Consider the following 26,260-nt stretch of genomic DNA (forward strand, 5'->3'; position numbering starts at 1 on the left):
ATTTGATCCTTTCAGAGATTTATGTGATTATTAGTATTTTTTATCAAGTTCGGCATATGTTCTATCATTGAGTTCTACTAACTCTGTTATGATTTTATGTCGTAGATCTTTTATGACTAATTTTTCCATCCAATATTCTTGTAAATCTTTTTCAGATAAATAATTGAGAATTTTATTGGTTGAATAAAACGTCAAAAAAGGTAACATGACAATTAATCCAAATACTATCGAAATGATTTCAAATACGATGGCAAAATCAGGCGATATTACATTTGACCAATTGGATGCTATTATGGCTATTACGCCTACCACAACACCCAATATGCCCAAAAAATTATCTGTAAATCTCTTTTCCAAAGAAGGAAGTTTGGGTATTTCTGCCAAATATTCATTTATTGTCTTCATTGCCTCTTTAGAAAATTCATTACTTCGTTCAGTTCGCCAGTAGTTTATTTCATGTAATCTTAAGATATTGATTAACGTAGAGCGAATATCTTTCCTAATTCGATTCGAAGCAAAAGGTAAATCATACGTATTTGTTGAAAATATTTTAAACCACTTCCATCCTGCAACTCGTTTAAGAAATTTATATTTCTGAAGGAACCGTTTGTCTCCTGATCCTCTATTTGCTACAGAACGTAACTTGTCATATTTTTCTAATAGCTTCTTCAGATCATCATTATTATGCACGTATAATTTTATGTGATCACCTATTTAAAATTAAATTAATTATTGAATTTTCGATAAAATCTTATCATAAATTTTGATATTCTTTCCTTCTACAATATTCTTCTTCACATACCAAAGTGTACTCTTGTTGATTCCAAGTTTCTTTCGTTGATCAGGTGTCATCTTCAATATTTTTTCCTTCAATGATATGGTATCATCGTCTTTAATTTTAAATTCTGTAATTTTCAAATCTAGTTTATTGCTTTTCTCTGAAATAAAATTTGCAAATTCCTGTATTTTGTAAAATAAGACATTATCATAGGTATAATTTTTTCCTCGAAATGGAACCTTGGTATTGAAATTGTTCTTTATCTTTTCAATCAATAACTTTGCAGTTGTTTCTCGTAATCTGATATGATAATTTTCAGTCACTATAAAATCTGATTTTTTCAACTTACTATCATCCAACAACCGGATAACAGAATAATCGATAATCCATCTGAACAACTCCTGAAAATCATACACTAGTGCAGTCTTGGCATATGTTGTTTCATGTAAAAATCCAATGACAGGATCAAGTCCTACAGAGTTTAGAGATTTTCTGACTCTGGATTCCAGTATGGCATACCCGTAGTTTAGCAATGCATTGACCTCGTCTGACGCATTGACATTCCATGAACTTGACTTGTTCATCCTTCCTACAAATTTGAATTCTGGGGCCAATTTTGTGACTAGTTTTTTGAATTGATCAAGGTGAATCTGTGCAATCCTTCCCTCAAAATTCATCAGTTTTTTCAGCTTGTCTGAAATTGGTCTATTTTCATCCCTTGAATTTATGGCATAGTTTTGGATTTCATGATCAAACTGTGATTTTACTAGGTTGTATTGTATTACATCATAGAACCGTGACAGTTCCCTAATCAGATTCACAGAACTTGAAATTTTGCTATTGACAAGTTCTAGAGCAATTTGGAATCTAGCGGCATCATCCAGGTGCTTTTGATACTGTTTTATGCGTAATTTTCCCAACTTGGGTTCCTGTGGAAGTGTTATTCCGAGCAGGTTTCCATTCCAGTTTAAGAGAGTTAGATTAATGTCGTGTTTCATTAGCCACCGCATTGATTCGAAAGTAATGGTTCCAGTATGCCCGTCTACGATGATACTATCATGATCTATTTGATGCGGGTAAAATTCTAATTTTTCATTCTTTAATTTATTTTGAATTATCAGATTTCGTTTCTCTACGTTGATTGAAGTTCCAAATCCTGACACCAATAATGGATCCATTCCAATTTATCTTGTAGATCATGCATAAAGATCTTTGGATAAATAGATACATCCAATAATCCAGCACGGATAATCCAATAATCCAGCACGGATAATCCAATAATCCAGCACGGATAATCCAATAATCCAGCACGGATAATCCAATAATCCAGCACGGATAATCCAATAATCCAGCACGGATAATGGGCGGTTTTATCAATTCCCGCCTGATAGTTTGAGATTACCGTCTTGTTTTGTTTGTTGACCGTCAGAATATCAGGCGGTATGATGATATTGTACATACGTATCGCCAAGATGTAACAATAATCCGCACAATGTTGTTTGATTATACATTGGATGAGATCTTAGCATGAGATTCTGGATAAATCCGATTTTGAGATCTAAATGTACGATTTTAAGACCCAAACAGAGTATAAATTAGATTATTCCGATTATTTGGACCGAAACGCGGACTTTATCTTCTTGATCGTTTTATGGTTGATCCTAATGGCTAAAAAACCGAAACAGAAAAAACTCTTTGCAAGAAAAATAAGCAAGAAGACACACAGAGTTTTAAAAATTGATTTTGATAAATTAACACCAAAACAGAATGCAAATTATGAAGACTCACTTGTTGTTCTCAATAAAATAAAATACGGTTTATCATTAACTGTAGCATCCAAGCAAGTTGGAATTTCGCCTCAAACTGTTAAACGATATGTTGGCTCTGCATTAAAATTACAAAATCATAAATGGATTGCAAAATCATTGGACAGGCTGTTAAGAGAAGTTAGAATTTATGAAAAAGGAAAACAGGTCTGGATAACAGTACGTGGAATAAAGCAAGCAAAAATAATTGGACAGTATCATTCAGCAATTGGAAGATTATCACAAGGCCAATCTGTACTGAAACCATTTACAAAAATCAAGATCAAGGATGCAAGTGGAAAGATTCATCATCTTGAAACAGACATTACAAAGATTCTTGCTATTTTAGAACAACAGGAAGATGCAGAATTTTATTCAATCTATGGGAGAAAATAAAATTGGATAATGCTCTTGATTCCATTGAACAACTTGTCAAGGAAAACAAGTGGCTAGAACAATTCTTTGAAGGTCAAGGTTGCTGCATATGGTGTTTTCATTCTGATCCTTTTGATTTGGAAGACAATCATGTGGGTGGAAAAGTCAATAGTGATTTTACATTATCCATGTGCCGAAATTGTCACGGCAAGTTTTCAAGAAAACAGTATGGCTGGCCAAAAGGATGGTCAAGGAAAAACAAGAGCGAGCGGCAAAAAACAGCATGCCTTTTGATCGGACTGGGCGACATCATTCGAGGAATGGGGGAAAGGATGTACCATGAATGATGAGATAGCCGCTATTCGTGCCTATACCATTCCCAAGCAGGAACCAGACACAAAACAGCCCAAATTTTTCCATAAAACCATCCAGAATTTCATCCGGATGATGATTCTGGACTGTGAGGCCACAACTGACTTTTATCACAATCTCAAGTTTGGATACTTTAAGGTAATTTTTCACGGCAAGTTGGATTACCACGGGATATTTTATGATCCCTTGTTTGTCAAGGGCAAAGAGTTTAATGTTTTAAAACAATTCTCTGATGAAAATAAAATCAAGATATACACGCTTGAACAATTTAGAAAGATTTTCCTCAAGGAAACATTTGACTTGCAGACTCTATGCATTGGATTTAATCTTCCGTTTGACCTTTCCAGGATTGCAATAAAATCATCAAATTCAAAATTCAAAAGAAAAGGTGGCTTTTCATTGTTGTTTTCAAAAAACCTTGATTATCCAAGACTGCATGTTACACATGCCACGAGTACACTGTCATTTATCGAATTTGGTAGTACCATGGGAAAACAAAACAAATTCCGTGGAAACTTTCTTGATCTTAGAACATTATGTTATGCACTGACTGACAAAAAACATTCACTCAAATCAGCGGGAAAATATTTCAAGACTAGATACAAAAAGCAGACTGGAATTGAACATGGAAAAATCACGTCACAATACATCCAGTATTGCATCAACGATGTAAACACAACATATGCCATATATCAAAAGGCAAAAAAAGAATTTGATTCGTATGGATTAAAAATTCCTGTAACTAGGGCATACACTCCGGCATCAATAGGAAAAGAATTTCTCAAGATGATAGGTGTTGATTCCTTTCTTGACAAGAATCCAGAATTTCCAAAGAAAATAATTGGTTATATGATGTGCGGATATATCGGTGGAAGAGTAGAAGATAAAATTCGCAAGACTCCGGTTTTGGTAGACGTACTTGATTTTCTGTCAATGTATCCTACGGTATGCACCTTGCAAAACCTGTGGAGATTTGTAATTGCAGACCACGTAGAATACCTAGAAGCAACTCGTGAGATTGCAGATTTTATAGACAAATTTACTCTGGAGGACGTACAGAATCCACAGAATTGGACTAGATTGCAAGGAATAGTCCTGATTGAGCCTCATGAGGATGTCTTGCCTCTGAGGGCAAAATATGGCCAAAAACACGTCTGGAATATAGGAATCAGCCATGTCACATCAAAGATACCTCTCTGGTACAGTTTGGCTGATGTCATTGCATCAAAACTGTACACTGGAAGGACACCAAAAATCCTCAAGGCGTACAGGTTTGTACCAGTAGGCGTACAGAAAAATCTCAAGAAGATCAATGTCCAAGGCATTGAGATTGATCCATACAAGGATGATTTGTTCAAGAAACTAATCGAATACCGCCAAGTCCTGAAAAATAAATATGATCCAAGGCAGAAGATAATCAAGATAATAACAAATGCAATCAGTTATGGAATTTTTGTTGAAATAAACACACTCGAAGAATCATCTAAAGTTCCAATTGATGTTTACGGCATGAAACATTTTACACAAGACAAGACCAAGATTGAAAAACCTGGATTCATGTTCAATCCTATAATTGCAGTTTCAATTACGTCTGCATCAAGGCTGTTGCTTGCAACCTGTGAAATTTTGTTGTCAAGAAAAAACATGGTTCATGCATACTGTGACACTGATTCCATGATGGTTCCACCAGAGATGACAAGAGAGATTCAAGAATTCTTCCAACCATTAAATCCGTATAATTTTGATGCGGATATTCTAAAAGTGGAACGGGAAAATGTCATGTTCTATGGAATATCATCAAAACGGTACTGTCTTCATACGATAAAAAATGGCAAGATAACAATCAAGAACGATGATTATTCATCTCACGGATTAGGTCATTTGCTTGATCCTTTTTCAAACAACCCTGATGAGAAAAATGACTGGAACAAGTACATCTGGAATGACATTATGGATTTGCATTATGAAAAATCAAGCCTTGAAGAATTGTATTCCAAGTATGACAACAAGTATGCCATGTCACAGTTCATGGCATCAAGTCCGAGAATGCTTGCAAGGCTGTCCAACTTTAACAAAAATGATAGATATCAGGATCAATTCAAGCCGTTTAGTTTCTGTATTGTTGGATTTTCAAACCTCATAAATCCGAACACTGGTGAACTTGTCAAGCCCTTGGCCCCGTTTGTCAAGCCCGCAAGACACGCAGTTTTTGGGGATTTTGTTGATTATAACGACAATTCCATGGAAAAACTACGTGGAAAACAATACTGGAAACCATTTTGGCAAATATTCATGGAATACCTGAATCATCCAGAGTCCAAGATAGATGGAGATGTTGGCATACTGGAAAGAAAACATGTCAATGTAACCGGAATAATACACATTGGAAAGGAAAGCAATGAACTTGAAGAATCTGAACTGTTGGGAGTAGGTTCAGGCAGTTATGAAACTTATGAGGATGTTAGAAACTTGGATAAAAAGTTCAAGAAGATTGCGCCAAGCATTTTGAAGTTAAAACCAAAGGATGTCAAAAAAATTAGAATATCAAAACAGACTTTGTGGAATGTAAAAAAGAAAATTTACACAAACCAAGTAAATCATATTTCAATGAAAATAAAAGTTCAATTAGTTAGATGCTATGAAATACAGCATAATTGAGTAAATTTAATGAGACTTTCGAAATGTCGGGTTACTGGTGGCTACCAGATAATCCTACTAAAACAATTCCAGGAATTTTACATTATTCTCCTAACGATATACATTTGGATTTGATAGGATCATTCACAGATCTGAGCCAATTTCAAAAACAGTTAGAATATCCAATAATTCTTGGTTTTACTACTACAGGTACACCGGTAACACTCTACAAATGTTTTACCGTACGATTCTCCATGAGTCATCCCTCACTTCCAACTTCATCATACAGAGCTCTCCATTCATTTATTGGAATGCATTTCCCTACTGAAGCAGATATAAAATTTAACAGGGTCTATGCTCATTTAACTCATTTCGATGAATGGATGGGAGTATCAGGATTTTCTGTTGATCTGGATTCAATGGATAAAAATAAAATTAGTATTTCGTATTCTCAGCCCCCTGAAATTCGATTTGAATTAAATGAAAAATTTTCAATCTCAATATGGTTTGGATATTCAATGAATGTCCAATCCATGGATGAAAAACAGCAAGGAATGATACAAAGAATAGCTCTTAACATAGAAGCGAAATCAGAACTACAATTTCAAGAATTCCAGAATATTTTATCAGATATCCGTCAATTTCTCGGATTAGCATGTCTAAATCCAATTTATCCTCTGGAAGTAAAAGGATTAACACAAATTAATGAACAAAAAGTAAACGAACAAACAATTCAACCAACCGTTTCAATCTATTTTCTACCATTTAACATGCCTACTAAGATCAAAGAAATACCTGCCATGCACATGCTCTTCACATATAGAGATATTGGAAAAGACATTGGAAATTATTTCAAGAAATGGATTGAAAATAAGTCTATTCTAGAACCAATTTACAATTTGTATTCAGACATACTACATCATAATGAAATGGCAATAGAACACAGGTTTCTTTTTCTTATTCATGCGCTTGAAGCATATCACAGAAGAACTTCAGATGAAACTGAGGTTGATGAAGAAAATCATGCTATACGTATTAGTGAAATACTGACTGCCATACCTAAACATTCTGATTGGTTACAGATTAAACTCCAATTTAGTAACGAATTATCACTACGGCAAAGATTGGAGTCACTCTTAAATCAATTCCCATTCATCTTGGAAAATTTTGACTTGGACAATAAAAAATTCATCAGATCAATAGTAGACATGCGCAATTACATTACTCATTATTCTAATAAGGCAAAAACACAATTTGATGATCTAAAAAAAGTACACGAAATATGTGAACGTCTCAAATTATTGGTGGAATCTTGTCTATTATTTCAATTAGGGTTTGATGATAAAAAAATATCATTATTGATAGAAAGAAGTAAAATTAACAAAGGATTGAAACGGCCAAGCTAAAATGTTTAACTGCAACTAATCTTACGACAATGTCGGATCCTATCAATGATTTATGGGTCAATTCAACTATAAGAATTGAAAATGAACAGGGTAAGTTTGGAACAGGTTTTCTAATTCAGAAAAATACAAAAAAAATTCTTGTGACTAATAAACATGTATTACATGAATGTAGATCGAAAAGAGAATCTACAAATTTTGTATACTTGCACATTAATATTTCTGAGGATGAACAAATCATTGGGAAAAGAATTCAATTTAACTTACATGCAGATGAACACAAACTTTGGACTGAACATCCGGATGTACAGGTAGATGTTTTAGGAATTGATGTATCTACAATCTATGAATGTTATCCAAATATGGTTGTAAAACCAGTAGATTCAACTTTAATTTGTGATAGATCATATTTACAACAATATAATATTGTAAGTGGAAGACAAATTGTTGTACTGGGATATCCACTAACAGTACAACATACCACTAATGTTCCAATGCGAATTCCGGGATCGATAGTTAGTCAGATAGGACAGAACATTAGAGATAAATGGAAAAATCCTGATACCGGAGAAACTGAAGATCGAATTATTCGAGGATTTCTCATTGAAAGCAATGTAGCAATAGGATCCAGTGGAAGCCCCGTAGTCCTAGATACTGTAATCAATATCTTCGGAGGAGAACAAAATACGATTGGTAGACCATTTCCACCGTTTCTTTTAGGAATATTGGCCGAAGAAAAATTCACCTATATTGATACTCCCGGTTCTGGAGTACAACCATCATATTCCGGCTTGACTGTAGTTTTTAGTGCTGAAACCATCATTGATGTCATAAATTTATTTTCATAAGCGGATTTAGATTTCTATTTACTATCTGATTTTTTCTCACGTTTCAATCTTCGTCGATTTTCTTCATATGCTATAAACTGTCCTGCAACAGTTGCTGGGTAAGTCAAACTAGCAAAAAGAATTACTAAAATTATCTGAGGAATTTCAAATTGATATCCAAACAAAATAACACTAACAGAAGATAATGGCGCAGAGTAGATAGACGACAATGATTCAGTAGCTAAAAGGAAAATTGACATAAAGTAAATATTTGGAATACCGGGTCGTATCAAATCTGTTACTTGTGCATAATAATACATAACAAGAAAAATACTAATAATTCCTAGAGCAATTGTTAGAATTGAAATTTGAGGACTCCATAATTTAAAATCATTATGATGCTGTTCATCCAATGAAAGAAATACGGCTGGAGAAAAAGCAACTGCGAATACGAGAAGATAAGTTGTATGTTTGTAATACCTATTGTAAGCATAGATCATATTAGATGCAATTTTGACCGTGTTGTTAATTTCTGCAGTTTCAAGTATATCGGTTAATGAAAGTGCAATATTGGCAGTTTTTACAATTATTGCCAATACCCATCCAGACCAAATTATGACAGTCCAACTGTACGAAACATGTTGTAAATTCTGTGAAATTATAAAAACAAATAGAAAACCATAGATTGTTATTAAAATTGTAAAATTTCTACTTAGTTTATCTACTATTTTTTGTAGTTGTCCTAAATCAAAATTGTCATACGGTGTAGGAGGAAATGGTACATATCTCTTATATTTTGAAATATAATTCTTAACGGATTTATTATATTTCATCAGTATTGCAAGTCCAATGGCCACCGAAAGTATGATGACCATTGGTAGAATATTCCAGATTTGACCATGTATGGATGCAATTTGATCAGATATGCCTAGAAATTCTCCGAGTTCTAATTCCATATAATTGGTAAAATCTAAGATGGTAAAAATATGATCCATACTGATTCAATGCAGTCCAACCTATAACATATTGTGATATGTACAAAAAAGGTCAAACGGCATGAAAAATAACACTAGGGAATTCTACAAGCCAAGAAATCCAAAAACTGTTTTCTACAAATATTCGCACCTATTACCACCATTCCAAACGAACCAGCTATCAAGTGCAGGTTAGAGTCTTGGGAATAGGTAAATGATAGTAAAACTAACTGGCTTGCAAAAACTCCCAATAGCATGAAGACAAAGTCCATCCCGACTAGGATGGCGGTCTTTGAAGGATCAGTCTTTGCTCGTCGATAATTCCTTATTACTGAAACTGCAAATCCCACAACCAAACTGATTTCAAAAACATGGTAATTGTTAAGTAAATTAAAAAAGTCGTACGTAACTGATGGATCCTTGTAAATTAAATTTAAAACCCCGATGATAAAGTAGCCAATGCTAAAAATCATCAGCGCTGTCAGTTCGATTGTGTTTCTTACTGTCATCGATATCTTCTTGATTCCATTTACAATAATTCCTTGATGTTTGAAAAGAAATGGTAATGCATAATGAAATATTGAAGCCCAAATTGCGGCCCAGAGGATGGTTGAGGCACTTAGAAAATCTCCCATTATGCTTGCAGGTCTTGTTGCATATGGGAAACTCATTAACATGGATAAGGTCATTCTGATAAATAAGTTAGTATCATATGCTACATCGGCAAATTCGCATTACAATTCATGCAGTATTTCTGACCACTGCCATCAGTATCATGGTCTTTCTTTGGATGCCTGCAAACAATCTTTGTTCTGTGTTGATCTGGCAAAAGTTGTCTTTTAATTGCCTGTAACCATTCAATGTCTCCTTGTAACATAGACCACATTGCTCTATCAAATCGATTGATAATATCACCTTGAATGAGAGGCGGTAATTCCTCAGAACCTACTACTTTTGTTCTAAACTCCTTCTTTTCTTGAATCAAAAGATCAATTGACGAAATTGCCTTTTTTACAGCCATGTATTGTCAAACGTTTTCTGGGATAAATCTAGTGGGTAATTTTGTAATTTCTTAAAATATAGTTATCAAAAGGTCAAACGGCATGTCCCCATCTTTACCCCGACATAGAAATGGGATCGGCCGGATTTGAACCGACGACCTCAGGTACCCAAAACCCGAATCATGCCAAGCTAGACCACGATCCCGATGTGATTGCACAAAAATGTCCCCAATTTAATCTTCTCATGTAGTTATTATTTTAAATAATAAACCAAGTTAAGGCTAGTCAATGCAATTACAAGATTACATCAATGCGGGAAAGATAGCGTCAGAGGTAAGAGAGAATGCAAGACGAAAAGATCACGTGGGCTCCACTTTGGAAGAGATATGCAATTCTATTGAAAAAGAGATAAACGACAAGGGAGGAAAATGTGCATTTCCTGTAAATGTGAGTCTAAACGACATTGCAGCACATTACACAGCAGAGCCTAACGATTCCACCACAGTCAAGGACACAGACCTGCTAAAAATTGATTTGGGTGTTCAGATAAACGGTCACATTGCAGATACGGCAGTAACAGTTTGCTACGACCCAAAGTATGATTTTTTAGTACAAGCCGCAGAATCTGCCCTAAAGGAGGCCATGTCAATAATAAGAGTGGGGACAAAATCAAGCGATGTTGGAAAAACAATAGAGAATACAACAAAACAGATGGGTGGAATACCCATTGCAAATCTTAGTGGTCATTCTCTTGAACAGTATACAATCCATGCTGGAAAATCAGTTCCAAACATATGGTCCATTGGATCATTTTCATTTCAATCCACAGAAGCATATGCATGTGAGCCATTTGTTACAACACCGGAAGGATCAGGTTTTGTTCGAGAGGGCAAAATTAGAAACATTTTCTCCCTGGTTACACGAAAAAGAACAAAGGAAGAAGATACCAACAAAATGATTGACTTCATATGGCAGAAATTCAACATGCTTCCTTTTGCATTACGATGGCTCATCCCAGAATTTGAGGAAAAAAATGCAAGAGAATTACTTGATAAACTGATTAAAAACAAAATTGTAAGATCATATCCGATACTAGTAGAAGCAAACAATCAACGAGTTGCACAAGCAGAGCATACATTCATTCCCCAAGCCAATGGAGTTCTCGTAACTACTCTTTAATTACACAAGTGGAGAATTAAAAAATAAACTAAAAACCTACTTGACAAGCTCGCCAAATATCTTATCGATCATCAACTGACCTGTGCCGCATGCAGTGCATTTACCACTGGCTTTAAAGACATAGTCACCTTCCACAAACTTTCGTTTTACAATTTTATTGCAGCTAGAACATTTTTCTACAGCATAGGGATCAAGTACCTCATTTTTTTTCTTAAAGAATCTCATTGTGACACCCCCAACGTGTTCCCAACTCCAATTATCAGTACGCATTGACCAGGTTTGGAATTTTCTCGTATAATATCTTGAATTTGTATGAATACCTTATCAGAAGAATCCGCAATCTCTTTTTTCATAAGAGTGATTGCCTCTTTGATAGACTGTTTTATGACAATTGCATATATCGGGATGTTGTGCTTTGTAGCTATGCCCTCTATCTCAAACCTTTCAGTTCCTATACCGCCAATTGCAGCCCCAAATCCATGAGCCACGGATCCAGTATCCTCACCTTCCAGTTTCAATGCAGCGTCAACCATTATCAGCATATCTACCTTTTTTTCAGAAATTATCTTTTCAAATGCATCTGCAGGTCTGCCAACAGTTGCAGTCGGCCCTTCAGCTTTTAGCAGGCAGAGTTTTCTCCCCTCAAAGTCTTTTTCACTTAGAACAGTTTCAAATGAGATAGATTTTTTTTCCGTATCAAGCATCATCTTTCCAACAATCATTGGACCTATTCCATCGCCTATTGGTTGTCCCTGCTTGAATGCAGATATTGCAGTTTTTAGTGCATCTGCTTCCTCCATGATAAACGGCATCATCATTTGCAGAGGCAAGATTAATGGGAAATTATTTTGTTTTTTTGCAGTCAAAAAGAAGTGTCGAACCATTTTGTACAGTAGATGCAGTGTGGTTACCGCCTCAAGTATGTTGATTATTTGACTTGCTTGTAGATGAGTAATATTTGGAGCGAGGTTTTTGACTTGTTCCCTAGTAGTGTCTTCTCTTGTCCGCATGATGTGTTTTATCTTGGGTACAATTCCATTAGGATCCATATCAACTGGCATTATGGTAAAATATTCAAAATATCTATCAAGTATGACAGCAGGGTCTGACAAAGGCTTTACGGTGTTTTTTACATAAGATATCAATTCTTTCCTGGTGTCATCACGGTATTGCTTGAGTTTTTCCAAATCTTTGTTGATTTCAGATGAAGTGACATGAAGCTGGATTCGCTGTCCATACAACATGAATATGAAGATAGGTAGAATCCAGATCAACCACATAAGTGGGTTCGAATTATCACTTGAGCTAAAAAGTTTGTCCAGATTTGTACCCAAAAAATCCAATAACAAAAAGACCATTTTTTACTAAATTAAATCTTTCATAGACTTCATCAATCTTTCAGGAATTTTATTATATCATAAAAGCATCATCCGACTGAAAGAAAGCAATGGCATTTCCTTTTGAGTGCGGAACATGTCCATTGTCGTACTCACTTTCCCCCTTTGCCATTGTTTCGTTGTTTCCTAGTCCTGTCTTACACCAGACATTTTAGGAAACAAGAGATACACTGGTTTTGATATCAAGTCCTTACCTGATATCATGACCGGCAGATGTATCCTGTTCCAGTCGGATGGCTGTCATATATTCAGCATCATAACATAAAAGGCCTATCAATATAGTTCCCGTATATCAAAACAACAATTCGCATAGCATCTATCTAAAAATTTGAATTATTCTAAAAATATAATCAAATTATTTTAAACAGCGCACCGCAATTATAATTACATGAAAATATATGAAATTGGAATCAATCTAACAAAAATAGTGGGATGTATTGTTACATGGGATAACCATATACGAGATTTTTATTCGGTTGATGCCAGTTCCTACAAACTAAGGCCCCAAGTGATAACGTTTCCTCGTAATGAAGACGATGTTATCAAAATCATACGGTTTGCGAAAAAGCACCACATTCCAGTAACACCCAGAGGTGGCGGTACTGGACTAGTGGGAAGCGCTTTGGGAAAAGGAATAATTCTTGACATGAGAAATTTCAATAAAATCAAGATTGGAAAAAACCATGCGACAGTAGGAAGTGGGGTCTACAAGGGACATCTTGACAAGATATTGCAGAAACATGGCAGATTTGTAGGACCAGACCCATCAATAGGACCCTTTTGCACCATAGGCGGGATGATTGGCAACAATTCTAGTGGAATTCACTCGCTAAAGTATGGAAGTGTAATAGACAATCTAATTGAAGTTACAATCGTAAATTCGGTAGGCAATGTAACAAGGCTTCCAAACATGCATCACATGATAAAAAGCAATATTTCTCATGACGTTATCAAGTCATTTCCCATGGTATCAAAAAATTCTTGCGGATATAGAATTGACAAAATTTTATCAGAAAAAGATGTCCACAAGTTAATTGCAGGCTCTGAAGGAACATTGGGAATCATCACATCTGCAAAGCTTCGAACATACAGGATACCAAAAAGTAAAGCATTGTGCATAATACATTACAAGACACTCAGGCAGGCAGCAATAGACAGTGTGAAGATACTCTCTTTAAAACCAGCAGCTCTTGAAGCAATAGACAATAACATAACAAGACACATCAAAATAAAAGTGCCAAATTCAGGATGTCTTATTTTTGCAGAGTTTGATAATGACATAAAGCACAACATAAAACAGATTCAAAAAATCGCAACAGGCAAGATAATCAAAATAGAATCAGACAAAGATAACATCAGAAAATTATGGAGTTTTAGAAATTCAGCTCTTGCATTTAGTCTCAAGAGCATAACAAAAAAAGAGACAATGCCAACCCTCATAGAAGATTCCGTGGTGCCAGTAAAAAGACTTCCCTTGCTACTAGACATGTTAGATATGATTAGAAAAAAATACCATCTCAGAACAATAGTTTACGGACACATCGGAAATGGGAATCTGCACATCAGGCCAGTTTTAGAACATAAAGATATCTCAAAAATACAAAAAATTGCAACTGAATTTTTTACAGGGGTAATAAGTATAGGAGGAAGCATAACAGGTGAACATGGTGATGGTTTGGCAAGATCAGAATTTGTAAAGACACAGTATGGAGACAAGACATATTCGGTTTTTAGAAACATCAAAAAACAATTTGATCCTCAAAACATCCTAAATCCTGGAAAGATAATATCAGATAAAAAGACAATGATAAAGAATCTAAAAATTTAATGAATTACTTGATTTTGGTTCCAAGTGGTACATCTTCTGTGACTGTGAGCCAGAACGGTTTTTCACCAGAATCCGCTGCAAAAAGCATTGCGCTTGATTCAACTCCGGCAATACTTCTCGGTTCAAGGTTTACAAGTGCAATTACTATTCTTCCCACTAGTTCTTCAGGTTTGTAATATTGAGCGCCGCCTATTATGACATCTCGCTTTTCATTTCCAAGATCAATTGTTCCTTTAACTATTTTCGATTTGCCAGGAATTGGCTCCACTGATAGAATCTTTGCCACCCGCATATCCAATTTGGCAAAGTCATCATAGGTTATTTGATCCACATAAAACATCCAATAATGAGATTAAAATTGATTTCGAAACTAGCGATTTTCATTACAACATAAATATGAAGAGATGAAAAATTTCAACATGGTCCAGATACAGGCCTCGGTAGATATTGATGCACCGCTTGACAAGGTTTGGAACATAATATCTGATCTTGACTCAGAGCCAAGATTCTGGAAAGGAACAAAAGAGGTTAGAAACATTTCAAAAAATGAAAACGTAGTGACAAGAGAAGTCACCATTGCATTCAAAGACTCAAAATGTATGCAAACTGTAACGATGCAGCCAAAGGAAAAGATTCACGCTCAATTTACAAAAGGAATACTGGATGGTACAAAAACACTTACACTACAGCAATTAGAAAACAGAATCAGACTAGATGTATTATGGGACATCAAACTCACTGGCATGATGGGGATGTTTACGGGCATGATAAAAAAGCACATCCAGAGCGGTTCAGAACAAGCTCTTGAGAGCATAAAACAAGAAGCACAGAGATAATCATGGCATATCTGATAGACATTGTAAACTATTTTCTTGTAGCAATCATGCTTGGTGTTTCTCTTGCGTGGACGTTTTTGATAAGATCAATGTGGAGTACTTTTAAGAACTCGCCATTTTTGGACAGGTTCGAGTACAAGAGCCACCACAAACCAAAGATATCAGTAATTCTGCCGGCAAGAAATGAAGAGAGGTTTATAGAAAAATGCATAAACTCACTATTAGAGCAAGATTACGAAAATTATGAGATAATAGCAATAGATGATAGGTCAGATGACAACACGGGGGAGATAATCAAGAATATCGCAAAAAAAGATTCTCGCGTAGTACATGTATTAGCAGGACCAAAACCAGAAAAATGGATTGGTAAGAACTGGGCATGCATAGAAGGATTCAAGAGATCATCAGGCGAACTTTTGTTATTTACGGATGCTGATACTACGCATACAAACAAGACAATCACATTAGCAGTGGACCACCTCTTGAGTGATAATCTTGATGCACTTACAGTGATTCCAAAGATGTTGTGCCTTGATTGGTGGACAAGAATAACACTACCAGTATTATCTACATTTTTACATACTAGATTTTCTGCACTTCGTGTAAATGACCCATCTGCAAAGACAGGTTATTTTTTTGGAAGTTTTTTCATAATAAAGAGAGAAACATACAATTCGGTTGGTACGCATGAGAGCGTAAAAAGCGAGATAGTAGAAGATGGGGCTCTTGGCAAGAAGGTAAAAGAACAAGGATTCAAGATGAAGATGGTACGAGGAGAGCATTTGGTAGATGCAGTATGGGCAAGGGACTGGTCTACTTTGTGGCATGCACTAAAGAGGCTGATGATACCACTATACATCCAATCAAGCAAAACTGCAATTGGTATATTTGTTGCAGTATTATTTTTGTTATTCATGCCATTTCCCATCCTTGCATATTCAGCACTTTTCCTAAGTCATGCAATTTCCTTTAAGATATTATTCGGAATCACACTTGTTGCTGCAGGGCTATTTTATTTAGGAAGCATTATTGATGCAAAAAAGGGACTAGGACTAGGATTCAGACATGCAATTTTTGCACCAATTGGCAGCATAGTCATCGTAGCAGGATTTGCAAGCGGAATACTGCATGCAAAGAAAAATGATTCTGTGACTTGGCGTGGAAGAACATATTCCATATCAGGCACTGCACAACATCCAATAAGCTTGTGAGTAAGAATTATACATTAACATTTGATACTTGAATTCTTGGACAAGACTACAGCAGTTTTGGGCGGAGTTTATGGAATAGTTGTACTAGTTCTAGTATTTGCATTTGTGTTTGATCAACAACGACCAGATATATCAGCTCAGACTTCAGTTTTAGGAAACATTGTGCAATCAAGTCCAGGATCACAATTTAGTTTAGCAGACCTTTTTGCAAGATCCCAACAAGGAGTAGTCCAGATAATAGTACACAAGACAGGGGACAATGCGACAGACAGAGCAATAGGTTCAGGTATTGTATATGATCTTGACGGACACATCATTACAAACAATCATGTTGTAGACGACTATCAAAAAATCAGAGTTGTGTTTCATGATGGCCAATCTTATTCTGCTACAGTAAGTGGTACAGACAAGTTTGCAGATCTTGCAGTTATCAAAGTTGATGCAAATTCAAATACATTTCATCCATTACCTTTAGGGGACTCGTCTAAGCTTCGGATTGGAGACCAAGTAATTGCAATTGGTAGTCCCTTTGGATTAAGCGAATCAATGACATCGGGCATAGTAAGTCAGTTAGGCAGAGTATTAAATCCACCAGACATAGGTGCATTTTCAATTCCAAATGTAATTCAAACAGACACTGCCATAAATCCAGGAAATTCAGGAGGTCCATTATTGGACACTCATGGCGAGGTTATTGGAATAAACACAGCAATTCAGACCCAGACAGGCGAGTTTTCAGGAGTAGGCTTTGCCATACCATCAAACACAATGAAGAGAATTGTTCCAGCACTAATACAATCAGGACACTACCAGCATCCATGGCTTGGGATATCTGGAATATCAGTAGACCCAGACTTGGCAGACAGCCTAAATCTTACGACACATTCTGGATTTTTAATAGAAAATATAGTATCAGACAGTCCAGCCTCCAAGGCAGGACTCCATGCATCAAACATGACAACAACAATAGACGGTATCAAATACAAGTATGGCGGAGACATCATAATAGGAGTAGACAACAATCCAGTCTCAAAACTTGAAGACCTTCTAAATTATCTACAGGACTACAAATCAGTGGGTGACAAGATGACAGTGCAGATAATCAGAGAAAACAAGACAATGGAAGTAACAATGACTTTGCAGGAAAGACCAAACAGTCAATAAAATATTTTATGAAAAACCAGGATTAGTTTCGGAAACATTACAACAAGATCCAAAATCACTGAACTAGAATCAATGCAAAAAAAGATAATAATTACTTGAGCTCTTGGAGAAAAAAATTAGGGTTTATCAGATAACAGTAGAAAAATAGAGCACCAAGAGTTGAACAAACATATCATATTTACAACAGGTCTATTACTAGCAGGATTTGTAATTGCCATGTCCAGCATCCAGGTTTCAGAATCTGTACTTTCAAACAAGATGCTAGTATCAGTAAAGGCAGAAAAAGACCCCATAATGGAAGGTGATTTTCCCACAATAGTAGGCAATGTCACAGATGAAGCATACAAGCCAGTTGCAAATGCAAATATTTTGATAATGTTTGGAACTACAATAGTTTCAACTCCTACAGATGATCAGGGTAAATTCAGATATCAAGCAACAATGCCATCAACCCATGGAATCTACGAGGTAGATGTAACTGCGACAAAAGACGGGTACACAAAGGCACTTGGAAATAACACATTTACTGTGAGCCCAAGACAAACTGCAACCATATCAAAAACCATAACTGGACTGCCAATTGAAACAGGTAATTACACTGTGTTTCTTGGCAAGGTAACACAGTGGAACCTAGAAACTACATGTTTTGTCAGTTTTGCTGACAAGTATATGCGATTCTTACATACATGTGATTTATACAACATGGAACCAGAAGACTTTCAGACAGACCAGCAGATCATACCAATGGTTTCTGTGATATTAGACAATCAAACATACAGACTATTCCCAGAAACTGTCTATCTCAAGGCATCAAATATGGCAAATGACACACTTGAGACATTCATAGAAAATACATTTGCAAACTATACCAATCCGCAAAACTAGATGAAACCATCCACAGTTACGGATGGAGCGTACCAGTACATAGTACAATTACATGATGTAGAATAGACACAAGATCTGCCATGCATATGATCAGTCTTGCAAGTATTTTAAATTTGGTGTAAATTTAGCATTATTCTCAGTTAACTATGTTAAGGAACAAAGTATCACAATTTTTTATTAATCAGCCAACCACTTGAGAGTATGTCAAAACAACCATATCGTTCTGAATTAGGAATGATATCAGATATCTTGCGTGTTACAATGGATTACGGAAGAGAAGGTACAATCATCACTACAATAGCAAGAAGAGCAAATCTTTCACATTATACTGCCACCGACAAGTGTCAAAAACTGATAGATTTCGGGTTGATGGAATCAAGATCTGATAAAAAAAGTAACTTTTTCACCATTACTGAAAAAGGCATGAAATTTTATGAAGAACTAGAGAGATTTACAGAAACAGTCCAAGCCATCAGAATAAGATATTAGACTTTCATTCTACAGTAAACATTGATAGCATTCCCGCAGTCAGGTGATCATTTACATGACAGTGGAATAACCAAGTTCCTACATTATCCGGATACATGTCAAGCACCTTCATGCTCATAGGCAACAACTCGACCATATCAGTTCTCATGCCATTCATCAATAATGTTTCCCCATGCCAGTGAGGAGTGTGCAGATCCACCTCTGTTCCAACATCAACAACATACCATCTTACATGAGTATTGGCTTTCATTTTCAGCCCTGGCAGGTTCCCATACACATATCCATTGATTGAATGCATGAGGTTACTTTCTTGAAATTCGTCGTCGTCCTTATTTACAGATGATGGAGATTGCGTAAACATTTGGATGTTTTTATCAATGTAAGGACTGTTATTTTCATTCATTACAGAAAACATTGTAACAAATTCTCTGTCAACACCTTTTGGCGTTCCATCAGGATTTGCCTCCCCGTGTCTTGTAATTATAATAGGACCTTCAAGTCCAGCATAGCTGTCAGATACCTCATCTACATGTGAGTGATACATCCACACGATGGAGCTTGGATCATGGGGACCTGGACCTGCTCTTTCTGGAACTTTCCAAATGTAAGTAAAGTTATTCCCAGGCAAAATAGATTCTCCAGGCTTGTCAGAATCAGGAACTCCATCATTGTATGGAGCTCCCTCAGATGCCTTGTCATATAATACCCCATGCGGATGCATACTGGTAGGTATGCTACAATTATTCTTGAATACGACTTTGATTACATCTCCTACTTCAGCGTGAATAACTGGTCCTAGCATCCCCAAATGTTCCCATTTTGCACCCAATGTTTTTTGTGTTGTAAATGTAGAGTCAGAATATTCCCGATAAAGACACTTGATGTATGTGCTCCCAATTCTATCTTTTCCACTTATTGTATATACAGATGCAATTTTGTCATCTTTTAACGGTACGCCTGTTATCTGGTTTATTCCCGTAGGTGCATAGTTCCACTGTACCTCATCTGAAGCAATGTAATACGTTCTTGTTTGACCAGAGTAATTATAAGTCTGTCCCGGAACATTTGTGTCATACAAAGAATCATGATTGTGATTCTCGTGTGTAAAATATTGATATCCAACAACAGATGCAAATGCAGAAAAAGAAATTGCCAAAACAACAAACATGATTTTGATCAAATTCATGAAATATTACACATTAGGCTTACCTAATTACGCCTGATATTTAATGTGAGCATGCATCACACACAATGAAAACACAAGATTATTCCAAAGATATGGAAAATAGAAAATATTATCATCCAATATGTTGGATAGACTATCCAACAACTTAAATAGAATTCGTCCAGACTGGGTTTGAGAAAAAATGAGAACTTTTTCTTTTCTTGCCATAGTGATAATTTCAGGTCTTTTAGCAGGACTAGTTCACGGAATGCTCAATATCGTACTAGTGGAACCATATCTTGATAGTGCGATAGGAATTGAGAATCAAAGATTGTTTGCAGAAGGACAAGAAAAGGACACCCCACAATTTTGGCAAAAATTTAGCGATTATAGAACATGGCAGAAACAAGGATCAATCATATCAGGATCAATACTTGGGATTGCCACAGGAGCATTATTTGGGTTAGTGTTTGCATATACAAGACAGAGTCTTCCTACAAGAAACAATGTAACAAAGGCCCTTATTTTAGGAGCAATCATGTGGGCAGTAGTATTTTTCATTCCATTTTTAAAATATCCTGCAAACCCGCCCACTGTTGGAGATCCAGCCACAATCACACTTAGAGCCAGCACATATGTCATATTCATGCTGGCATCAGGCCTAGGCGCACTCGGATTTTCTCTTGTAGCCAGGAGGCTCAAAGGAAAAAGAATTTTAGCAATTATAGGATATGCAGTATTTATCACAGCAATGTTTTTCATAATGCCTCAAAATCCTGACAAGATTTCAATATCCATGGAGTTAGTAAATGGATTTAGGATTGTTTCTGCATCAACAATGACAATATACTGGATTGCAAATGCAGTGATACTTGGATGGTTGTGGAATAGATTCAAGCCAGATACGTTACAACAGACCAGAGAATAGAATGCAAAGTGATATCAAGCATATTTTGTTTTAGAGTCCAGAATTGTAAAACGCAATCAGATTTTATCAAAAAAAACAGAAAAATAAATTCATAAAATAGAAAAATACCAATTTTGCGCAATACCTTCGAAAGAGCCTTGAATATTAGACATTACACCTAAGGATAAATACAACAGATAAAGCTAACATGACTAGTTGAGCAACCTCATACTTAGATCGGAAATATTAAACAGACTAGTAGACGGTAGGACCCCATCAAGAGAGGAAGCACATGCCATATATCAAGACGCTAAAGATGATCCCCTAGAGATCTACAAAGTATCGCAGTTTCTTAGAACCAAGAATAAAGGAATCACTGTTACTTATTCCAGAAAAGCATTCTTTAATTTGATAAATCTCTGCCGTGACACATGTTCTTATTGCACATACAAATCAGAACCCAACCAAGCCAAACTTTCCATGATGTCAAAAAATGAAGTTACAGAACTTGTCAATATTGCAAAAAAATACCATTGTACTGAAGCATTATTTGTTACAGGAGAGAGACCAGAACAGAAATACCAAGAAGCCAAAGAGTGGCTCAAGAAAAATGGATTTTCCAGTACTGCGGAATATTTGGCAGAAGCATCAGATATTGCACTAAAAGGCGGATTATTTCCCCACACAAACGCTGGAAATTTGACAAAAGATGAGATGAGACAGCTAAGAGAGACAAACGTAAGCTTAGGACTAATGCTTGAAAATGCAAGTAAGAGACTTGCAGAGGAAGGTATGCCACATCAATTTGCACCAAGCAAGAATCCAAGTGCAAGAATAAAGACTCTACAAAATGCAGGAGAACTAGACATTCCAATGACCACCGGGTTACTTGTCGGAATAGGAGAAAGTCCAGAAGAGTTGATTGATTCAATTTATGTCATAAAAGAGATACATGAAAGATATCACAACATACAAGAGATAATATTACAAAACTTTCATCCAAAACAAGATACGCTCATGAGATCAAACCCAACACCACATGAAAGATATTTCAAGACAATAGTTGCATTGACCAGAATAATAATGCCAGATATGAATATCCAGATACCACCAAATCTCTCCCCCGCGTCATATTCATCATTTTTATCAACTGGAATTAATGACTGGGGAGGAATATCGCCCATAACACAAGATTATGTAAATCCGGAATTTCCATGGCCAAAGATTGAGGAGGTTGACAAGAGATGCACTGAGGCAGGATTTAATCTCAGAGCAAGATTCCCAGTTTACCCAGAGTTCTTTGGAATGGTAAATCATACCCTTAGAGAGAAAATGTATGCAGTGGCAGATTCAGACAACCTAGTAAACAAGGAGTATTCAAAATGAATACACAGACTGCATTGTTTGATTCACTATTAAGAAACTCAGACCCGTTGATATCAGGTACTCTAAATCGTGCACTAGATGAAAAAGAGATTTCCGTAAAAGAGGCAACCACCTTGTTTAATGCACAAGGAATAGATTTTCACATGATTGGAATTGTGGCAGATGAATTGCGCAGAAGAAGGGTAGGGGACATTGTCACATATGTTGTGAATCGAAACATCAATTTTACAAATGTGTGCATAAAACAGTGTGGTTTCTGTGCATTTAGCAGAGATTTTCGCCAGGAGGAAGGATATTTTCTTCCAACTGACGAGATAGTCAGGCGTGCAAAGGAAGCACATATGTTAGGAGCCACAGAGGTTTGCGTTCAAGCAGGCCTTCCACCAGACATGAATGCAGATACATATGAGAACATCTGCAGAGCGATAAAGACAGAGGTTGGAGACATCCACATACATGGATTTTCACCTGAAGAAGTTTTGTACGGTTCAATTAGATCAAATGTGTCAATAAGAGAATATTTGCTTAGACTAAAAGAGGCAGGGGTAAACTCGTTACCCGGTACAGCTGCAGAGATTTTAGATCAACAAATGAGAGACAAAATATCACCTGGAAGAATCAGTGTAGATAAATGGACAGAGGTAATCAAAACAGCACACAAGATTGGAATACCATCAACATCCACCATAATGTTCGGACATATGGAATCACCAGAAGACAGGGCAAAACACATGGGGTTGATAAGAGAGATACAAAAGGAGACAGGAGGATTTACAGAATTTGTTCCGTTGAACTTTATCCATACAGAGGCACCCATGTACAAAGAACACTGGAATGTCAACATACGAAATGGCGCAGACGGCAGAGATGTACTTCTCATGCATGCAGTAGCAAGAATCATGTTCAACAATCACATAAACAACATACAGACATCATGGGTTAAAGAAGGAGCAGGAATGGCACAATTATCACTCTCTTGGGGAGCAAATGATTTTGGAGGTACTTTGATAAATGAAAGTATATCAACATCAGCAGGAGCAGGACATGGTCAATTGCTCAAACCAAAAGATATTCGACGTTTGATAAGACAAGTAGGAAGAATTCCTGCTCAGAGGGCCACATCATACAAAATACTAAAGGTATTTTCTTCAGAAGACAGCACGGATCCCCTTGATGAAGTACAAAATGTATCACAGTTTGGATCATATCATGAATTGATAAAACTTGACGGGTACAGATACAAGAGCAATAGGCGAAGATAATTGTCATATTGTTATGACATACTGAAGAGATCAAAGGAATTACATCTTGATGAATGCGAGGCAATATCAATTCAAAAAGATATCATCACCGTAAGAATAACAGATTCGGAGATAGCAGAAACAAAACACAATAGAGAGAAATCATTTGCAGTACGAATCATAGACAAGAAAAAGATAATGTCTGCAAGAACTACAGAAAATGAAAATGATTTGGTAGAAAGAGCATTGCAAGCAAGAGCATTTGTAAGGCCAATGAATTTGTGGGATACGCTTCCATATCCTTCAGCATATACAACAACAGAAAGAACGTATGATCCTCATCTTGCCAAGATATCAGACACGTCTGCAATAGATATTGCAGAAGAGATGATAAATGCATCACGTCATAAGCATGTGACACGCATTTCAGGATCTTTGAACATAGTTTCGGAAACATTTCACATAGTAAACACAAATGGTATTGATTATTCAGACAAATCTACCTTTATTGCAGGAACGATAAACACAGAATCAGAGACAGGAAACAATGCAGTAAGTGGGATAGGCGCAGATTGCTCCAGAACCAGAGACCGATTTTCTGCACATAGGGTAGGAAGTGATGCTTCTGAGATGTGTGTGAGTTCTATCAATCCACAAAAAGTTGAGCAAGACACATATCAAATAATATTTGATCCTTATGCATTTGGAGATCTGTTATCGTTTGTATTTTCTGCAAACTTTAATCTAAAAACATATTCTGAAAAACGAAGTTGTTTTTCTGGAAAATTTGGAGAAAAAATTTCAGACGACAATCTAACTATTATGGACGATCCACATGCTCCGGAGGGCATAGGCAGTAAACCATTTGATGACGAAGGAGTTCCCACCAAGCCACAGTATTTGATAAACTCAGGAATCTTTTCAGGCTTATTTTCAGATTCATTTGAAGCATTCAAAAATCAAAAAAGATCTAGCGCTAATGCAGCACGGCCAGGTTCACCGATGGGAAGGTCTACCCAGCCACTAACTGTCCCGCAGCCCCACAATCTAAGAGTTGTCGATGGAAAATACTCAAGAGAAGAAATCATAAAAAATACCAAAAAAGGCCTTCGGGTAGGAAGATTGTGGTACACATATCCAATAAATCCAGAACAGGGAGATTTTTCATGTACTGCAAGAAGCGGCGTCAAGATAATAAAAGACGGAAAAATATCCAGTCCTGGAAAATCTGTGAGAATAGTTCATAATCTAAAGACTATACTTGCAAACATTGTATCAATTGGAAATGATTCAAGAAATATTTTGCAATGGCATTCACTTCCATCGATAACACCTACCATCAGTGTTTCAGGCATACCTGTGACATCACTTTAGACGGACTGTAAGACAAATTGCATTCCAATCCCAATTGCATACAACACAAGCAGTAAGATGCCTGATTTTAGGCCTAGTTTGTTTTTGAACATCGGAATTAACGCAACTATAGTAATTACTGTGACAAGTATCATTTGATATTCCAGTATTGAGGTATTAGGAATCTTTGCTGTAATTCCCTTGTAGCTCATTGCCGCAAATACTGCGACTGATAAAAGCAAGGTATTGTTTAGTATTTTAGAACCAAGCACGTTAGCAACTGCTATTGATGCTCCTCCTGCACCTTTTCTAGCAAGCAATATCATTGATATTTTTTCAGGCATCTCACCTGCAATAGGACTGACTATTACTGCCAGTACTACAATAGAGACTCCGAGATCAACTGATACCCCCTCAAGGGCATGTACAAATGGTTCTGCACCAATAAAAATTCCAACAGTACCGGCTACAAAAAGAATCATAGCCCTAGCAAAGTGTTTTTTCGGTTTGATTTGAGAGTCTTCATGTAGATTTTTTTCAAGAGGTATGACTTTTTTTTCTTTTTTCATTTCTCTGAAAGCAAACGCAAGATAGACTGCAAACATTCCAGAGAAGAATATTCCATCCAATACATCATAACCGTCAATGAACAATATTGCACCAGCAACAGCTGTTAATACAAGGAAGATTTTGTCCAATCCAAACTCTTTTACATTTATGAATTTTTCAGGAGCCTTGGAAAGTCTTGTTGTTGCAATTATTAGCATTATTGCAAGTCCAAAGGTCATCATAAACAAATTGCTTCCAAGTGCAGAACCCAGAGCTGCACCATACGAACCATCTTTTGCTGCAGCCACAACAATTCCAATCTCAGGCAGTGTTGTTGCAATGCTCAAAAGAGTCCTTCCTACAAACCTGCCGCCCCATCTTTCAGCAAGGTGCTCTGCACCATCAGACAAAAGCCAACTTGCAAAAATTAATTCCCCAAGCCAGCCAAGAAGTATCAGGATATTTTCTGCCAATACACTACTACACTAAACCTTGTTC

Annotated in this window: 27 protein-coding genes and 1 tRNA gene; 16 read left to right on the forward strand and 12 right to left on the reverse strand. The window is 36.3% G+C overall.

The window, feature by feature from the left end; all coding sequences use genetic code 11:
• Window positions 1-30: 30 nt before the first annotated feature.
• Genes NSIN_RS08305 through NSIN_RS09555 form a run of 3 tightly spaced genes read right to left on the reverse strand, consistent with a single transcriptional unit; the run spans window position 31 to window position 2,237 of the window.
• Window positions 31-690 (reverse strand): hypothetical protein, encoded by a 660-nt coding sequence (locus NSIN_RS08305; RefSeq protein ID WP_101010751.1) that lies wholly within the window; start codon window positions 688-690, stop codon window positions 31-33.
• 39 nt (window positions 691-729) lie between these two features.
• Complete coding sequence (cas1, locus tag NSIN_RS08310; RefSeq protein WP_101010752.1) at window positions 730-1,956, reverse strand: CRISPR-associated endonuclease Cas1; 1,227 nt, start codon at window positions 1,954-1,956, stop codon at window positions 730-732.
• Entirely contained in the window at window positions 1,911-2,237 is a 327-nt protein-coding gene (locus tag NSIN_RS09555) for a hypothetical protein (protein WP_165775293.1), read from the reverse strand. Before NSIN_RS09555 ends, cas1 begins: the two co-directional genes overlap by 46 nt.
• Window positions 2,238-2,442: 205 nt before the next feature.
• On the opposite strand from NSIN_RS09555, the gene NSIN_RS08315 reads away from it, so the two are divergent.
• Genes NSIN_RS08315 through NSIN_RS08335 form a run of 5 tightly spaced genes read left to right on the forward strand, consistent with a single transcriptional unit; the run spans window position 2,443 to window position 8,218 of the window.
• Complete coding sequence (locus NSIN_RS08315) at window positions 2,443-2,979, forward strand: hypothetical protein (protein ID WP_101010753.1); 537 nt, start codon at window positions 2,443-2,445, stop codon at window positions 2,977-2,979.
• Between the two features lie 2 nt (window positions 2,980-2,981).
• Window positions 2,982-3,305 (forward strand): hypothetical protein, encoded by a 324-nt coding sequence (locus NSIN_RS08320; protein ID WP_101010754.1) that lies wholly within the window; start codon window positions 2,982-2,984, stop codon window positions 3,303-3,305.
• Complete coding sequence (locus NSIN_RS08325; protein WP_133124125.1) at window positions 3,298-5,988, forward strand: hypothetical protein; 2,691 nt, start codon at window positions 3,298-3,300, stop codon at window positions 5,986-5,988. Before NSIN_RS08320 ends, NSIN_RS08325 begins: the two co-directional genes overlap by 8 nt.
• Window positions 5,989-6,011: 23 nt before the next feature.
• Window positions 6,012-7,373, forward strand: a complete 1,362-nt coding sequence (locus NSIN_RS08330) for an ApeA N-terminal domain 1-containing protein (protein ID WP_133124126.1) — start codon at window positions 6,012-6,014, stop codon at window positions 7,371-7,373.
• 29 nt (window positions 7,374-7,402) lie between these two features.
• The gene (locus tag NSIN_RS08335) at window positions 7,403-8,218 is read left to right on the forward strand and encodes a trypsin-like peptidase domain-containing protein (RefSeq protein WP_101010757.1); all 816 of its coding nucleotides are present in this window, start codon (window positions 7,403-7,405) and stop codon (window positions 8,216-8,218) included.
• A gap of 14 nt (window positions 8,219-8,232) precedes the next feature.
• Here NSIN_RS08335 and NSIN_RS08340 read toward each other — a convergent pair whose 3' ends face one another.
• The 4 genes from NSIN_RS08340 to NSIN_RS08355 all read right to left on the reverse strand — a co-directional run bounded on the left by NSIN_RS08340 (window position 8,233) and on the right by NSIN_RS08355 (window position 10,377).
• On the reverse strand, window positions 8,233-9,054 hold the full coding sequence (locus tag NSIN_RS08340) for a hypothetical protein (RefSeq protein WP_133124127.1): 822 nt from the start codon (window positions 9,052-9,054) through the stop codon (window positions 8,233-8,235).
• A 212-nt stretch (window positions 9,055-9,266) separates the two neighbouring features.
• Window positions 9,267-9,842 carry a hypothetical protein gene (locus NSIN_RS08345; protein ID WP_133124128.1) on the reverse strand — a complete coding sequence of 192 codons (576 nt, stop codon included), beginning with the start codon at window positions 9,840-9,842 and terminating at the stop codon, window positions 9,267-9,269.
• A gap of 44 nt (window positions 9,843-9,886) precedes the next feature.
• A complete protein-coding gene (locus tag NSIN_RS08350; RefSeq protein WP_101010760.1) occupies window positions 9,887-10,192 on the reverse strand; it encodes a hypothetical protein in 306 nt (101 codons plus the stop codon).
• A gap of 111 nt (window positions 10,193-10,303) precedes the next feature.
• A tRNA-Pro gene (locus NSIN_RS08355) sits at window positions 10,304-10,377 on the reverse strand.
• Between the two features lie 83 nt (window positions 10,378-10,460).
• Here NSIN_RS08355 and map point away from each other — a divergent pair.
• Entirely contained in the window at window positions 10,461-11,351 is an 891-nt protein-coding gene (map, locus tag NSIN_RS08360; RefSeq protein ID WP_101010761.1) for a type II methionyl aminopeptidase, read from the forward strand.
• A 36-nt stretch (window positions 11,352-11,387) separates the two neighbouring features.
• On the opposite strand, the gene NSIN_RS08365 is transcribed toward map, so the two are convergent.
• Both NSIN_RS08365 and NSIN_RS08370 read right to left on the reverse strand, forming a co-directional pair.
• The gene (locus tag NSIN_RS08365; protein WP_101010762.1) at window positions 11,388-11,576 is read right to left on the reverse strand and encodes a hypothetical protein; all 189 of its coding nucleotides are present in this window, start codon (window positions 11,574-11,576) and stop codon (window positions 11,388-11,390) included.
• Window positions 11,573-12,709 (reverse strand): DUF1512 domain-containing protein, encoded by a 1,137-nt coding sequence (locus tag NSIN_RS08370; RefSeq protein ID WP_245871955.1) that lies wholly within the window; start codon window positions 12,707-12,709, stop codon window positions 11,573-11,575. The genes NSIN_RS08365 and NSIN_RS08370 overlap by 4 nt, the downstream gene beginning before the upstream one ends.
• A gap of 427 nt (window positions 12,710-13,136) precedes the next feature.
• Here NSIN_RS08370 and NSIN_RS08375 point away from each other — a divergent pair, with 427 nt between their 5' ends.
• Entirely contained in the window at window positions 13,137-14,576 is a 1,440-nt protein-coding gene (locus NSIN_RS08375) for an FAD-binding oxidoreductase (protein WP_101010764.1), read from the forward strand.
• Window positions 14,577-14,580: 4 nt separating this feature from the next.
• On the opposite strand, the gene NSIN_RS08380 is transcribed toward NSIN_RS08375, so the two are convergent.
• A complete protein-coding gene (locus NSIN_RS08380) occupies window positions 14,581-14,868 on the reverse strand; it encodes a tRNA-binding protein (RefSeq protein WP_394340819.1) in 288 nt (95 codons plus the stop codon).
• Window positions 14,869-14,995: 127 nt separating this feature from the next.
• On the opposite strand from NSIN_RS08380, the gene NSIN_RS08385 reads away from it, so the two are divergent.
• The 5 genes from NSIN_RS08385 to NSIN_RS08405 all read left to right on the forward strand — a co-directional run bounded on the left by NSIN_RS08385 (window position 14,996) and on the right by NSIN_RS08405 (window position 19,161).
• The gene (locus NSIN_RS08385; protein WP_101010849.1) at window positions 14,996-15,412 is read left to right on the forward strand and encodes a type II toxin-antitoxin system RatA family toxin; all 417 of its coding nucleotides are present in this window, start codon (window positions 14,996-14,998) and stop codon (window positions 15,410-15,412) included.
• A gap of 2 nt (window positions 15,413-15,414) precedes the next feature.
• Complete coding sequence (locus tag NSIN_RS08390; protein WP_101010765.1) at window positions 15,415-16,623, forward strand: glycosyltransferase; 1,209 nt, start codon at window positions 15,415-15,417, stop codon at window positions 16,621-16,623.
• Between the two features lie 36 nt (window positions 16,624-16,659).
• On the forward strand, window positions 16,660-17,787 hold the full coding sequence (locus tag NSIN_RS08395; protein ID WP_101010850.1) for a S1C family serine protease: 1,128 nt from the start codon (window positions 16,660-16,662) through the stop codon (window positions 17,785-17,787).
• A 159-nt stretch (window positions 17,788-17,946) separates the two neighbouring features.
• Window positions 17,947-18,672, forward strand: coding sequence for a carboxypeptidase-like regulatory domain-containing protein (locus NSIN_RS08400; RefSeq protein WP_101010766.1), 726 nt, complete (start codon window positions 17,947-17,949; stop codon window positions 18,670-18,672).
• Window positions 18,673-18,873: 201 nt separating this feature from the next.
• The gene (locus NSIN_RS08405) at window positions 18,874-19,161 is read left to right on the forward strand and encodes a winged helix-turn-helix domain-containing protein (RefSeq protein ID WP_101010767.1); all 288 of its coding nucleotides are present in this window, start codon (window positions 18,874-18,876) and stop codon (window positions 19,159-19,161) included.
• Between the two features lie 4 nt (window positions 19,162-19,165).
• Here the strand turns inward: NSIN_RS08405 and NSIN_RS08410 are convergent, their stop codons facing one another.
• Window positions 19,166-20,347: a multicopper oxidase domain-containing protein gene (locus NSIN_RS08410; protein ID WP_101010768.1), complete on the reverse strand. Its 1,182-nt coding sequence runs from the start codon at window positions 20,345-20,347 to the stop codon at window positions 19,166-19,168.
• 181 nt (window positions 20,348-20,528) lie between these two features.
• On the opposite strand from NSIN_RS08410, the gene NSIN_RS08415 reads away from it, so the two are divergent.
• The 4 genes from NSIN_RS08415 to NSIN_RS08430 all read left to right on the forward strand — a co-directional run bounded on the left by NSIN_RS08415 (window position 20,529) and on the right by NSIN_RS08430 (window position 25,234).
• On the forward strand, window positions 20,529-21,254 hold the full coding sequence (locus NSIN_RS08415; RefSeq protein WP_101010769.1) for a CbtA family protein: 726 nt from the start codon (window positions 20,529-20,531) through the stop codon (window positions 21,252-21,254).
• Window positions 21,255-21,449: 195 nt separating this feature from the next.
• Entirely contained in the window at window positions 21,450-22,619 is a 1,170-nt protein-coding gene (gene cofG / locus NSIN_RS08420) for a 7,8-didemethyl-8-hydroxy-5-deazariboflavin synthase subunit CofG (RefSeq protein ID WP_101010770.1), read from the forward strand.
• Window positions 22,616-23,881, forward strand: coding sequence for a 5-amino-6-(D-ribitylamino)uracil--L-tyrosine 4-hydroxyphenyl transferase CofH (gene cofH, locus NSIN_RS08425; RefSeq protein WP_101010771.1), 1,266 nt, complete (start codon window positions 22,616-22,618; stop codon window positions 23,879-23,881). The genes cofG and cofH overlap by 4 nt, the downstream gene beginning before the upstream one ends.
• Window positions 23,882-25,234 carry a TldD/PmbA family protein gene (locus NSIN_RS08430; RefSeq protein ID WP_177346304.1) on the forward strand — a complete coding sequence of 451 codons (1,353 nt, stop codon included), beginning with the start codon at window positions 23,882-23,884 and terminating at the stop codon, window positions 25,232-25,234.
• On the opposite strand, the gene NSIN_RS08435 is transcribed toward NSIN_RS08430, so the two are convergent.
• Entirely contained in the window at window positions 25,231-26,235 is a 1,005-nt protein-coding gene (locus NSIN_RS08435) for a sodium:calcium antiporter (protein ID WP_101010772.1), read from the reverse strand. The two genes, NSIN_RS08430 and NSIN_RS08435, sit on opposite strands and share 4 nt — an antisense overlap.
• Window positions 26,236-26,260: the final 25 nt, after the last annotated feature.

The organism is Candidatus Nitrosotalea sinensis (assembly GCF_900143675.1).
GTDB classification, from domain to species: Archaea; Thermoproteota; Nitrososphaeria; order Nitrososphaerales; family Nitrosopumilaceae; genus Nitrosotalea; species Nitrosotalea sinensis.

Coding starts and splice junctions, on each gene's coding strand:
- cas1 (WP_101010752.1), bottom strand. CDS start 1,956: ATGGATCCATTATTGGTGTCAGGATTTGGAACTTCAATCAACGTAGAG.
- NSIN_RS09555 (WP_165775293.1), bottom strand. CDS start 2,237: ATGTACAATATCATCATACCGCCTGATATTCTGACGGTCAACAAACAA.
- NSIN_RS08315 (WP_101010753.1), top strand. CDS start 2,443: ATGGCTAAAAAACCGAAACAGAAAAAACTCTTTGCAAGAAAAATAAGC.
- NSIN_RS08325 (WP_133124125.1), top strand. CDS start 3,298: ATGAATGATGAGATAGCCGCTATTCGTGCCTATACCATTCCCAAGCAG.
- NSIN_RS08330 (WP_133124126.1), top strand. CDS start 6,012: ATGTCGGGTTACTGGTGGCTACCAGATAATCCTACTAAAACAATTCCA.
- NSIN_RS08335 (WP_101010757.1), top strand. CDS start 7,403: ATGTCGGATCCTATCAATGATTTATGGGTCAATTCAACTATAAGAATT.
- NSIN_RS08345 (WP_133124128.1), bottom strand. CDS start 9,842: ATGAGTTTCCCATATGCAACAAGACCTGCAAGCATAATGGGAGATTTT.
- NSIN_RS08350 (WP_101010760.1), bottom strand. CDS start 10,192: ATGGCTGTAAAAAAGGCAATTTCGTCAATTGATCTTTTGATTCAAGAA.
- map (WP_101010761.1), top strand. CDS start 10,461: ATGCAATTACAAGATTACATCAATGCGGGAAAGATAGCGTCAGAGGTA.
- NSIN_RS08365 (WP_101010762.1), bottom strand. CDS start 11,576: ATGAGATTCTTTAAGAAAAAAAATGAGGTACTTGATCCCTATGCTGTA.
- NSIN_RS08370 (WP_245871955.1), bottom strand. CDS start 12,709: ATGGTCTTTTTGTTATTGGATTTTTTGGGTACAAATCTGGACAAACTT.
- NSIN_RS08375 (WP_101010764.1), top strand. CDS start 13,137: ATGAAAATATATGAAATTGGAATCAATCTAACAAAAATAGTGGGATGT.
- NSIN_RS08380 (WP_394340819.1), bottom strand. CDS start 14,868: ATGCGGGTGGCAAAGATTCTATCAGTGGAGCCAATTCCTGGCAAATCG.
- NSIN_RS08385 (WP_101010849.1), top strand. CDS start 14,996: ATGGTCCAGATACAGGCCTCGGTAGATATTGATGCACCGCTTGACAAG.
- NSIN_RS08390 (WP_101010765.1), top strand. CDS start 15,415: ATGGCATATCTGATAGACATTGTAAACTATTTTCTTGTAGCAATCATG.
- NSIN_RS08405 (WP_101010767.1), top strand. CDS start 18,874: ATGTCAAAACAACCATATCGTTCTGAATTAGGAATGATATCAGATATC.
- NSIN_RS08410 (WP_101010768.1), bottom strand. CDS start 20,347: ATGAATTTGATCAAAATCATGTTTGTTGTTTTGGCAATTTCTTTTTCT.
- NSIN_RS08415 (WP_101010769.1), top strand. CDS start 20,529: ATGAGAACTTTTTCTTTTCTTGCCATAGTGATAATTTCAGGTCTTTTA.
- cofH (WP_101010771.1), top strand. CDS start 22,616: ATGAATACACAGACTGCATTGTTTGATTCACTATTAAGAAACTCAGAC.